We start from the raw sequence: 11705 nt of genomic DNA on the forward strand, positions 1-11705 counted from the left end.
TGCCCGGAAAAGCCGATGATTGTACTCAAGCTTTGACGAAACGCACGGGGTTTTCGCGAGCGAGAATGGATCCAATGACTAGACGAAAGCGACGTAATAGCTGCGCTAGAGCCTCTGGGATAGCGGATACAGGCAGATTGCCACTTGTCGTCTGTTGCACCACTGCCAAAGCCATCCGCCATTGCAGGGCTTGCACTTGGCGGCGCTGGTCGGGCACCCTCACGCGCCAAGCGAAGCGACTCCAGCTAGTCTGTACAAGCCGCCACAACCTTTTACCACTGTTTCAGGAGCTCACGATGGCCACCCGGTCCGGGCCCATGCCCTTGCTCGCCCTCCCCCTGCTCGCCCTGAGCCTGGCGCTCACAGCCGGCTGCTCGAGCAAACATGCCAGTACCCGCTACGCCGCCCAAGGCTCCAACTGTTACGCCAAGGCCATGCCCAGCAGCGGCGAAGGCGGCCTGGCCTTCGGCCCGACCCTGGCCACGGCCAGCCGCAAGTCGCTGGACAGCTGCATGCGCTATGCCGGCCGCTCCGGCGGTGCACCGAAGACCTGCCAGGTAGTGCTGGCCAAGTGCAAGAGCTGAACAGCTAACCGAGCGCTTCCTCGATCAGTGCCGCCACCTCCCGTGCGTGGGACGCCAGCGAGGCATGGCTGGCGTCCAGGGTGATGACTTTGCGCGCGTTCAGCCGCGCCGACATAATCTGCTGGTTGGCCGGTGCGATCATGTGGTCTTTGCTGGAAATCTGGTACCACGAGGGCTTGTGCTTCCACGCCGGGTCGCTGATGTTGTCGCCAAAGGTACTGGCCAGCGGCGCCTTCTGCGTCACCGCCATCACCAGGGCATCGTCAGCCGACAGGTCCTGGCAGAAGCTCTCATGGAACTTGTCGGCCTTGATCCACAGGTAGCCGTCGCTGTCCGGCTCAAGGTTCGGCGCCGCCACCGGCAGGTGCTGTTGCGTCAGGCCGCCGGGGCTCTCCCCGGCATCGGGCGCGAAGGCGGCGATATAGACCAGCCCCATCACGTTTGCCGCATTACCCGCCTCGGTAATCACCGCGCCGCCGTAGGAATGCCCCACCAACAGCACCGGCCCCTGTACCTGCGCGACCATCTTGCGCGTGCGCTCGGCGTCATCGGCCAGGGAGGTCAACGGCAGCTCCACTGCCCGCAATTCACTGATCCCTTTACGTGACAGTTCGACGATCACTCGGCCCCAATGGGCGGCGCCGCCCCAGAAACCGTGGACGAGAACGACTGTAGGCTTTTTGCTCATGGGCTTGCCTCTTCGCTGGGTGATCGAGGGACTTGGATGTCGCTGAAACAGCATAGGCGACCGCCAACCACGCTTTAGATGAAAGGTGGCAGGCGCCAGCCCTGCTCATGACCAAAGCGCTGTTTCACTCCCCTGCTTGCTGACGTTTCCAGCGTTCCAGATTCTCGGTCATCAGTTGCTCGGGCAGCGGCCCTGCGACCAACGCTTTGAGCTTGAGCGCCAGTTGCTCACGCAGTTCGGGCGTGTTGCAGGGGGACTTGTGCGATAGCGCCAGGTACAGCCCTTCGCTGGAGACCGGCGGCTCCAGTACCTCCAGCTGCTGCTCCTGGTCCAGCGCGCGCGCCAGGGCCAGGCCCGGATAGCGTTCGAAAATCACGTAGTCATTGCGTTTGCGCAGCAGCTTCTCGAAGGCCTGGGTGGCGCTGGGCACCGCTTCGAGGCTGAGTTGCGCGCGGGCATAGTCGTCGAAGGCCTGGCCATGGCTGTTGTTGACCAAGGTCCCACCGCGCCGCCCCTTCAGGTCGGACCAGTCGCTATAGGCAAAGCCTTCGCCCTTGCGAACCCAGACCACACTGGAGTTGAACAGGAACGGCGGGCTGACGAAATCGACCAACTGCTCCCGGGCTTGGGTACGAAAGTAGCCGGCCATCAGGTCGATACGCCCGGTGTTCAGCTCTTCCTGGGCCCGCGACCAGGGGCCGGTGTAGAGGATCTGCACCGCCAGCCCGAGCTCGTTGGCCAGGTGCTTGAGCAGGTCGGCATTGGCACCGATCAGTTGCTGGGGGTTGTGTGGGTCGCGCCAAAGGTAAGGTGGGTATTCCGGATTGCCGGTGGCGGTCAGTTGCCGGCACGGCTCATCGGCAAAGGTGAAGGTTGGCAGCAAGGCCAAGGCGAGCCATAACACCGACCGGTACCGACGTTGTGCGCTCATCGCGACCCTCTCGCTCCTGCGTATCTGACAGAAATGGCCCTGGAGCGCTCCATGCACCGGCCTGGTCAACGCGCCCAGACTGCAGTGGCAGTAAGTCAAAACGGGCCCGATACAGTGTGCACCAGAAATGGCAGATCGCCACGCATTCATTTGGATTGGCGGGGGTTTCTGGATTTGGTGGGTCTGGGGGGCTGCGAGGTGTTCGCCTTTAGAGGTTTGGCGCCTATGAGATCGAGCGCCGCCCGCCCGTCATGCACCAGGAAGCAGTCCCTTTACTGCGATCAGCTCAGTCCCCTTGGTCCGCCAGCGCCTGCTGCTCATCCCAACCGCCCCCCAACGCCGCAATCAATTGCACACTCGCCAACAACCGCCCCTGCAGCAGCGTCAGCACACTACGCTCATTGCTCAGCGCCGTAGTCTGCACGCTCACCACATCCAGGTAGCCGATCAACCCGGCCTTGTACTGGTTCTCGGTCAGGCGCAGCGACTCGCGCGCCGCATCCAGTGCTTCCTGGCGCACCACGGCCTCGTCGCCGTACACCTTGAGCTGCACCAGGTAATTCTCGACCTCCTTGAACCCATCCAGCACGGTCTGCCGGTACTGGGCCACGGTCTGGTCATAGACGGCCACGGTGCGGTCCACCTCGGCGCTGCGCTTGCCGGCATCAAACAGCGTCAACGCCAACTGCGGCCCCACGGACCAGTAGCGGTTGGGCAATTCGATCCAGTTGTTGAAGCTGCTGCTGGAATAGCCGCCGCTCATGCTCAGCGACAGGTCGGGGAAGTAGGCCGCGCGGGACACGCCGATGTTCGAGTTGGCAGCCATGACCTTGCGCTCGGCCGAGGCGATGTCCGGGCGGCGCTCCAGCAACTGCGACGGCAGCGCTACCGGAATATCGGGCAATGCCGGAATCGCCTCGGTCGCGGCCAGGGCAAAGTCGGCCGGCGCCTTGCCCATCAGCACCGCGATGGCGTTCTCGTACTGCGCCCGCTGCCAGGCCAGGTCGATCAGGTCGGCCTGGGTGCTCTTGAGCTGGGTGCGGGCCTGGGCCACGGCGTCCGGCCCGGCCACGCCAGCGCGGTACTGGTTTTCGTTCATCTTCAATGAACGCTCATAGGCGGCGACGGTAGCTTCGAGCAGGCGTTTCTGCGCATCGATCACCCGCAGTTGCAGGTAGTTCTGCACCAGCTCCGACTGCTGGCTGAGGCGAATCGCGGCCAGGTCGGCGAGACTGGCCTGGGCGCTGGCCTCGTTGGCGCTCAGGGTTTCGCGCAGCTTGCCCCACAGGTCGATCTCCCAGCTGACGCCAAGCTGGGCGTTGTAGGTGTCGCGGATACCGCTGCTGTTGTTCGACAGGCTGGAACTGGAACTGCCGGTGCCCTGGGCCGAGCGAGTCTTGCCAACGGACAGGTCCAGCGAGGGGAACAGCGAAGCGCGGCTGCTGCGCACCAGGGCCTGGGCCTGGCGGTATTGGGCCGCGGATTGCGCAACGGTCTGGTTGCTGCGGTTGAGCTCCTCGACCAGCGTATTGAGCTGCGCGTCGCCGTAGATCTCCCACCAGGCGCCGCGGGCGATGGCGTCGGACGGTTTGGCCTGGGTCCAGCCTTCGGCCTGCTTGAACTGCGCCGGGGTGCTCAACTCAGGGCGATGGTAGTCGGGGCTCAGGGTACAGGCGCTGAGCATCGCCACGCACAGCCCGGCGCCAACCAGGCGCGAGCCGCGCCCCTGGGTCAGGCGCATGAGAGCACGGTGCAGGCGGGTATGGGCAAAGTTCATAGCGGAGTATCCAGGGCAGCGTCGGTGCGCACGCCGCGCCAACGGTTGAAACGGTGGCGCAGGCGGTCGAGGTAGAGGTAGACCACAGGCGTCGTGTACAGGGTGAGCATCTGGCTGAAGACCAGCCCGCCGATGATGGTCAGGCCCAGCGGCTGGCGCATTTCGGCGCCTTCGGCCTGGCTGAGCAACAGCGGCAGCGCGCCGAGGATGGCGGCCAGGGTGGTCATCAGGATCGGCCGCAGGCGCAGCAGGCAGGCGCGGCGGATCGATTCTTCGGGCGACAGGCCTTCGTTGCGCTCCAGTTGCAGGGCCAGGTCGATCATCAGGATGGCGTTCTTCTTCACCACGCCGATCAGCAGGAACAGCCCCAGCAGCGAGATCAGGCTGAACTCGCCGCCGGTCAGGTACAACGCGAGCAACCCGCCGACGCCGGCCGAAGGCAGCGTGGACAGAATGGTCAGCGGGTGGATGTAGCTCTCGTAGAGGATGCCCAGCACCAGGTACACCAGCACCAGGGCGCCGAGGATCATCAGCGGCTGGCCTTCGGCGGTCTTGGTGAAGGCATTGGCAGTACCGCCCAGCTTGGCGATCACCGACTCCGGCAAACCCAGCCTGGCCACCGCGCGTTCCAGCGCAGCCAGGGCCTGGTCGGTGCTGTAGCCTTCGGCCACATCGAACGAGATGTCTTCGGAGGCGAACTGGCCTTCGTGGCTGACGCGGTCGTTGGCCAGGCTGTTCTCGTAACGGGCGAAGCTCGACAGCGGCACACGGGCACCGTCGGCGGTGATCACCTGCACCTGCTCCAGGGTGCTCGGGTCCCAGGCGTACTTGGGGTTGATCTCCAGCACCACCTGGTACTGGTTGAGGCTGTCGTAGATGGTCGAGATCTGCCGCTGGCTGTAGGCGTTGTTGAGCACCGAGGTGACCATGTTCATGTCGATGCCCAGGCGCTTGGCCTGGTCACGGTCCACCACCAGGGTCACTTGCTGGGTGCCGGCGCCGTCGCGGGCATCGATGGCGGTCAGTTCGGGCAGCTTGCGCAGCTCGGCGGCCACCTTCGGGAACCACTCGCGCAAGGCGGCCAGGTCACCGCTCTGCAGGGTGTAGAGGTACTGCGAAGTACTCTGGTCACGGCCACCGCCGCCCAGTTGCAAGTCCTGGTCGGCCATCAGGAACAAGCGGCCGCCGGGCACCTTGGGCATTTCCTTGCGCAGGCGCTCGATAACCTTTTGCGCATTCTCCTTGCGCTGGGTGATGGGCTTGAGCCGCACCAGCATGAAGGCGTTGTTGGTGCCGCTGTTGCCACCGATAAAGCCGGCGACGCTCTCCACGGCCGGGTCCTTGAGCAGCGCCCGGCGGTAGATCTCCATCTTCGGCTGCATCACGCTGAACGACAGGCCGTCGTCGCCACGTACGAAGCCCTGCAGCTGGCCGGTGTCCTGCTGCGGCATCAGCGTCTTGGGCACCACCACATACAAGGCGACGTTGAGGGCGATGGTAGCCAGCAGGCTGAACAGCGTCAGGCGCTTGTGGCGCAGCGCCCAGCCCAGGCTGCGATCGTAACCGGCGACCATGCGCTGGTGGATGCGGTCGCTCAAGCGCTGCAGGTGGGTCTGCTGCTGCGGGCCATGCACCTTCAACCAGCGCGAACAGAGCATCGGCGTAAGCGTCAGCGACACCACCAACGAGACGATGATCGCCGCCGCCAGGGTAATCGAGAACTCCTTGAACAAGCCACGCACAATGCCGCCCATGAACAGGATCGACACGAACACCGCCACCAGCGAGACGTTCATCGACAGCAGGGTGAAGCCGACCTCCTGCGCCCCCTTGTAGGCGGCGCGCATGGGGTTCTCACCGTTCTCGATATGCCGGGAGATGTTCTCCAGCACCACGATGGCATCGTCCACCACCAGGCCGGTGGCCAGGATCAGCGCCATCAGCGACAGGTTGTTCAGCGAGAAGCCGCACAGGTACATCACCGCAAAGGTGCCCACCAGCGACACGGGCACGGCCAGGCTTGGAATCAGCGAGGCGCGGAAGTTGCCGAGGAACAGGTACACCACCAGTATCACCAGCGCCACGGCGATCAGCAGGGTGTGCTCGGCCTCCTTGAGGGTGGCCTTGATCACCGGCGAGCGGTCCATGGCCACGTCCAGCTTGACGCTGGCCGGCAGCAGCGACTGCAGGGCCGGCAGCTCGGCCTTGATCTGCTCGACGGTCTGGATGATGTTGGCGCCGGACTGGCGGTTGACCACCAGCAGCACCGCGCTTTCGTCGTTGAAGAAGCCGCTGTTGTAGCGGTTCTCCACGCCGTCGGTGACCTTGGCCACGTCGGACAGGCGCAGGATCGCGCCGTTCTGCTGGCGGATCACGATCGGTTTGTAGTCTTCGGCTTTCTCCAGCTGATCGTTGGCGCGCACCTGCCAGTTGCGTTCCTTGTCCTCGACAAAACCCATGGGCCGGCGCTGGTTGGCGTTGGCCACGGCGGTGCGCACATCGTCCAGGGCCAGGTTGTACTGGTTGAGCAGCTGTGGCTCCAGCTCGATGCGCACGGCGGGCAGCGAACTGCCGCCGATCTGCACCTCCCCTACCCCGCTGACCTGGGACAGGCTCTGGGACAGGATGGTGTCGGCCAGGTCGTACAACTGCCCCTTGGACAGCACCGAGGAGGTCAGCGACAGCACCATGATCGGCGCTTGTGAAGGGTTGATCTTCTTGTACGTGGGCATGCTGCGCATGCCACTGGGCAACAGGTTGCGGGTAGCGTTGATCGCCGCCTGCACTTCACGCGCGGCGCCGTCGATGTCACGGCCCAGGTCGAAGCCGATGATCACCCGGGTCGAGCCCTGGTTGGAGCTGCTGGTCAGGGTGGTGACACCGGCAATCGCACCGAGCTTGCGCTCCAGCGGCGTGGCCACGGTGGACGCCATGACCTCCGGGCTTGCACCAGGCAGGCTGGCCTGGACCACGATCACCGGGAAGTCCATCTGCGGCAATGGCGACACCGGCAACAGGCCGAAGCTCACCCCACCCAGCAGCATGATCGCCAGGCTCAGCAGCATGGTCGCCACTGGCCGGCGGATGAAAGGACCGGACAGGTTCATGCGTCGGCCTGCTGTGCGTCAGCCGCTGGGCGCCAACGGCGGGCCAGGCGGTCGAAGTACAGGTAGATGACCGGGGTGGTGAACAGGGTCAGCACCTGGCTCACCAGCAGCCCGCCGACCATCACCAGGCCCAGCGGCTGGCGCAGTTCGGCGCCGGAACCGGTGGCGAGCATCAAGGGCACGGCGCCGAACAGCGCGGCCAGGGTGGTCATCAGGATCGGCCGGAAACGCAGCAGCGCCGCCTGGTAGATCGCATCGCGCGGGCTCATGCCCTGGTGGCGCTCGGCCTCCAGGGCGAAGTCGATCATCATGATCGCGTTCTTCTTGACGATGCCGATCAACAGGATGATGCCGATGATCGCGATCATCCCCAGGTCATTGCCGCTGAGCAACAATGCCAGCAAGGCGCCTACCGCCGCCGAGGGCAGCGTGGAGAGGATGGTCACCGGGTGGATATAGCTCTCATAGAGCACCCCCAGCACGATGTACATGGTCACCACCGCGGCCAGGATCAACAGCAAGGTGCTCGACAGCGAAGCCTGGAACGCCTCGGCGGCACCCTGGAAGCGGGTCTGCACGCCAATCGGCATGCCGATCTGCTGTTGCACCTGCTCGATCACCTGCACCGCCTCGCCCAGGGACGCGCCATGGCCGAGGTTGAACGACATCATCACCGCCGGGAACTGGCCGATGTGCGAGATGGCCAGCTGGGCCTGGCGCTGTTCGATGCGCGCCAGCGCCGACAGGCGCACCTGGCCGCCGTCGGCGGCCTTGACGTGGACCGACTCCAGGGCCTGCGGACCAAGGCTGGCCGCGGTCTGCGACTGCAGCACCACGCGGTACTGGCTGGCCTGGGTGTAGATGGTCGAGATCTGCCGCTGGCCGAAGGCGTCATACAGGGCGTTGGTGATCTGCGACACGCTGATGCCCAGGCGGCTGGCCATGTCACGGTCGATCACCAGGTACACCTGCAGGCCCTTGTCCTGCAGGTCGCTGGCCACGTCCTGCAATTCGGGGCGCTGCTGCAGGGCCTGCACCAGCTTGCCGCTCCACTGCGCGAGCAGCTCGGCGTCGGGCGAACTGAGGCTGAACTGGTACTGGGTGCGGCTGACCCGATCCTCGATGCTCAAGTCCTGCACCGGCTGCATGAACAGGCGGATCCCCACCAGCCGGTCGAGCTGTGGCTGCAGACGGTTGATCACCTGACTGGCGGTGACGTCGCGCTCGCCGTGGGGTTTGAGGTTGATCAGCAGACGGCCGCTGTTGAGGGTGGCGTTATCGCCGTCCACGCCGATGTACGAGGACAGGCTCTGCACCGCCGGGTCCTTGAGGATCACGCCGGCCAGCGCCTGCTGGCGCTCGCTCATGGCGGCGAATGAGGTGGATTGCGGGGCTTCGGAGATGCCCTGGATCACGCCGGTGTCCTGGGCCGGGAAGAAGCCTTTGGGCACCGCCAGGTACAGCACCACGGTCAGCGCAAGGGTGGCCACCGCCACCAGCAACGTCAGTGGCTGATGCTTGAGCACCCAGGTCAGGGCGCTGCCGTAGTGCTTGATCAGCCAGTCGATCCACGCGCCGCTGGCACGGTAGAAGCGGCCCTGCTCTTCTTCCTTGGGCTCGCGCTTGAGCAGGCGCGCGCACATCATCGGCGTCAGGGTCAGCGATACCACCAGGGAAATCAGGATCGCCACCGCCAGGGTGATGGCGAACTCGCGGAACAATCGCCCGACCACATCGGCCATGAACAGCAAGGGGATCAATACCGCGATCAAGGAAAACGTCAGCGAGATCAGGGTGAAGCCAATCTGCTTGGCGCCCTTGAGCGCAGCCTGGAAGGGTGTCTCGCCCTCTTCGATATGCCGGGAGATGTTCTCCAGCATGACGATGGCGTCGTCCACCACGAAACCGGTGGCGATGGTCAGGGCCATCAGCGTGAGGTTGTTGACCGAGAACCCGGCCAGGTACATCACCCCGAAGGTGCCGATCAGCGACAGCGGGACGGCGATGGACGGAATGATCGTGGCGCTGACCCGGCGCAGGAACAGGAACGTGACCATCACCACCAGGGCGATGGCGAACAGCAGTTCGTGCTGCACGTCGCGCACGGCGGCGCGGATGGTTTGGGTGCGATCGGTGAGCACCATGACGTCGAGGCCGGCGGGCAGGTTGTCGGTAATCGACGGCAGCAGTTCCTTGATCCGGTCGACCACTTCGATGACATTGGCACCGGGTTGGCGCTGGATATTCAGCAGCACCGCCTCGTTCTGGTTGGCCCAGGCGGCCAGGCGTTCGTTTTCGGCGCCATCGACGATTTCGGCGACGTCCTTGAGGCGCAGCGGCGCACCGTTGGCGTACTTGAGGATGAGGTTGGCGTATTCCTCGGGCGAGCGCAGCTGGTCGTTGGCGTCGAGCATCGACACCCGAGTGGGGCCGTCGAAGTTGCCCTTGGGCTGGTTGACGTTGGACGCGCCGATCAAGGTGCGCACGTCATCCAGGTTCAGGCCGTTGGCGGCCAGGGCATCGACGTTGACCTTGATCCGTACGGCCTGGCGCTGGCCGCCGGCGATGCTGACCATGCCCACGCCGCTGATCTGGGCGATCTTCTGCGCCACGCGGGTGTCGACCAGGTCGTTGAGTTTGGGCAACGGCATGGTTTTCGACGAAATCGCCAGGGTCAGCACCGGGGTGTCGGCCGGGTTGACCTTGTTGTACACCGGCGGTGCCGGCAGGTCGCTGGGCAGCAGATTGCTGGCGGCGTTGATCGCGGCCTGCACCTGTTGCTCGGCAACGTCCATGTTCATGTCCAGGTTGAAGCGCAGCGTGAGGACCGAAGCGCCACCGGAGCTGGTCGAGGCCATCTGCTCCAGGCCCGGCATCTGCCCGAACTGGCGCTCCAGCGGAGCGGTGACGGCACTGGTCATCACCTGCGGGCTGGCGCCGGGGTACAGGGTCATGACCCGGATGGTCGGGTAGTCGACCTGGGGCAAGGCCGCCACCGGCAGCATCTTGTAGGCGATCAGGCCGGCCAGGACGATGGCCAGCATGCTCAGCGTGGTGGCGACCGGCCGCAGGATGAACAGGCGGGAAAGGTTCATGCGCCCGCCTTGGAGCTCGATTTACCGGTGGTCTGTGCCGCGCCCTTGGCGTCCTGGCCCTGCAGGTGCTGGCCGGGGGTGGTGGGCACTTGCGAGCTGTCTTCGACCACATCGACCTTGGTGCCTTCGCGCAGGCGGTCGGTGCCTTCCAGCACCAGGCGGTCGCCGGCGGACAGGCCTTCGAGGATCACGCTGTGCTGGCCATCGCTGGCCCCTACCTTGAGCTTGCGGATGTTGACCTTGCTGTCCTGGTTGACCACGTAGGCGAAGGTGCCGTCGTTGCCGAACTGGATCGCCGCGGCCGGGGCCAGCACCACCTGTTTGAGGGTGTCGGCCAGCAGGCGCACGTTGACGAACTGGTTGGGGAACAGCGCGTGGTCCTTGTTCTGGAACGTGCCCTTGAACTTCAGGGTGCCGGTGGTGGTGTCGATCTGGTTGTCGAGGCTTCCCAGTACGCCGGTAGCCTGGAGCTTGCGATCGCCACGGTCCCAGGCTTCGACCGGCAGGCTGGCACCGCTGCGGTAGCGGGCAAGCACGGTGTCCAGTTCGGTTTCCGGCAGGGTGAAGGCGACGTTGATCGGCTCGGTCTGGGTGATCACCACCAGCGCGGTGGTGTCGTTGGCGGCGACCAGGTTGCCCAGGTCCAGTTGGCGCAGGCCCAGGCGGCCGTTGATCGGTGCACGGATCTGGGTGAAATCGAGGTTCAGGCGGGCATCGTTGACTGCGGCCTGGTTGGTCTTGACCAGCCCCTGGAACTGCGCCACCTGGGCTTCAGCGGTATCGAGGGTCTGCTTGGCGATGCTGTCTTCGGCGTACAAGCCTTTATAGCGGGCCAGGTCGACCTGGGCGTTCTTCAATTGCGCCTGGTTCTGCGCCAGGGTGCCTTCGGCCTGCTGCAGGGCAATGCGGTACGGGCGCGGGTCGATCTCGGCGAGCAGGTCGCCGGCCTTGACCTGCTGGCCTTCCTGGAAGTGGATCTTGACCAGCTCGCCGGCCACCCGGCTGCGCACGTTGACGGTGTTGGTCGCGGTGACGGTACCCAGGGCCTTGTAGTACAGCGGGAAGTCGCCGACGCGCACCGGCTCCACGCGCACCGGCACCGGGTCGCTCGAGGCGCCGAAGCCCGGGCGCCCGCCCATGCCCATGCCTTTGCCCGGCCGGCCACCGCCAGCCGCTTCCTTGTGGACGGGCGCTGCAGGCCACAGCCACCAGGCCAGCAGGGCCACCAGCAGCAGGATCAGCAGGCCGAACAGCCAGCGACGGGGGGAACGGGAATTGGACACTTGCATGGGACGAACGAACCTTGTTCAGAGAAAGACGGCGGGAAGAGCGTGAACGATAAGCACTGGCATCGGATTAGCAAAGGAGCTTTACCGGTGCTTTACCTTCGGCTGACGTTGGTCAGGGGGTGCACTTTAAATGAAAACGGCCTGGAACGTTGTCCAGGCCGTTACCGGGTGTAACCCGCAGGGGCCGCTTTGCGGCCCTTTCGCCGGCAAGCCGGCTCCCACAGGGTTATGTGA

Annotated in this window: 7 protein-coding genes; 1 reads left to right on the forward strand and 6 read right to left on the reverse strand. The window is 65.0% G+C overall.

Annotated elements, in window-relative coordinates:
• The first annotated feature begins 296 nt into the window (after positions 1-296).
• Complete coding sequence (locus ABE459_RS20435) at positions 297-584, forward strand: hypothetical protein (protein ID WP_125464231.1); 288 nt, start codon at positions 297-299, stop codon at positions 582-584.
• Positions 585-588: 4 nt separating this feature from the next.
• Here ABE459_RS20435 and ABE459_RS20440 read toward each other — a convergent pair whose 3' ends face one another.
• The 6 genes from ABE459_RS20440 to ABE459_RS20465 form a co-directional block, all read right to left on the reverse strand.
• Positions 589-1272 carry an alpha/beta hydrolase gene (locus ABE459_RS20440; protein ID WP_323833451.1) on the reverse strand — a complete coding sequence of 228 codons (684 nt, stop codon included), beginning with the start codon at positions 1270-1272 and terminating at the stop codon, positions 589-591.
• A gap of 124 nt (positions 1273-1396) precedes the next feature.
• Entirely contained in the window at positions 1397-2203 is an 807-nt protein-coding gene (locus tag ABE459_RS20445; protein WP_323833449.1) for a transporter substrate-binding domain-containing protein, read from the reverse strand.
• Between the two features lie 286 nt (positions 2204-2489).
• Complete coding sequence (locus ABE459_RS20450) at positions 2490-3980, reverse strand: efflux transporter outer membrane subunit (protein ID WP_346648126.1); 1491 nt, start codon at positions 3978-3980, stop codon at positions 2490-2492.
• On the reverse strand, positions 3977-7087 hold the full coding sequence (locus ABE459_RS20455) for an efflux RND transporter permease subunit (RefSeq protein ID WP_323833445.1): 3111 nt from the start codon (positions 7085-7087) through the stop codon (positions 3977-3979). The genes ABE459_RS20450 and ABE459_RS20455 overlap by 4 nt, the downstream gene beginning before the upstream one ends.
• Positions 7084-10182, reverse strand: coding sequence for an MdtB/MuxB family multidrug efflux RND transporter permease subunit (locus ABE459_RS20460; RefSeq protein ID WP_323833443.1), 3099 nt, complete (start codon positions 10180-10182; stop codon positions 7084-7086). Before ABE459_RS20460 ends, ABE459_RS20455 begins: the two co-directional genes overlap by 4 nt.
• Positions 10179-11471, reverse strand: a complete 1293-nt coding sequence (locus ABE459_RS20465) for an MdtA/MuxA family multidrug efflux RND transporter periplasmic adaptor subunit (protein ID WP_323833441.1) — start codon at positions 11469-11471, stop codon at positions 10179-10181. The genes ABE459_RS20460 and ABE459_RS20465 overlap by 4 nt, the downstream gene beginning before the upstream one ends.
• Between the last annotated feature and the right edge of the window lie 234 nt (positions 11472-11705).

Source organism: Pseudomonas sp. TWI923 (assembly GCF_039673365.1).
In the GTDB taxonomy this organism is placed as follows: Bacteria; Pseudomonadota; Gammaproteobacteria; order Pseudomonadales; family Pseudomonadaceae; genus Aquipseudomonas; species Aquipseudomonas sichuanensis.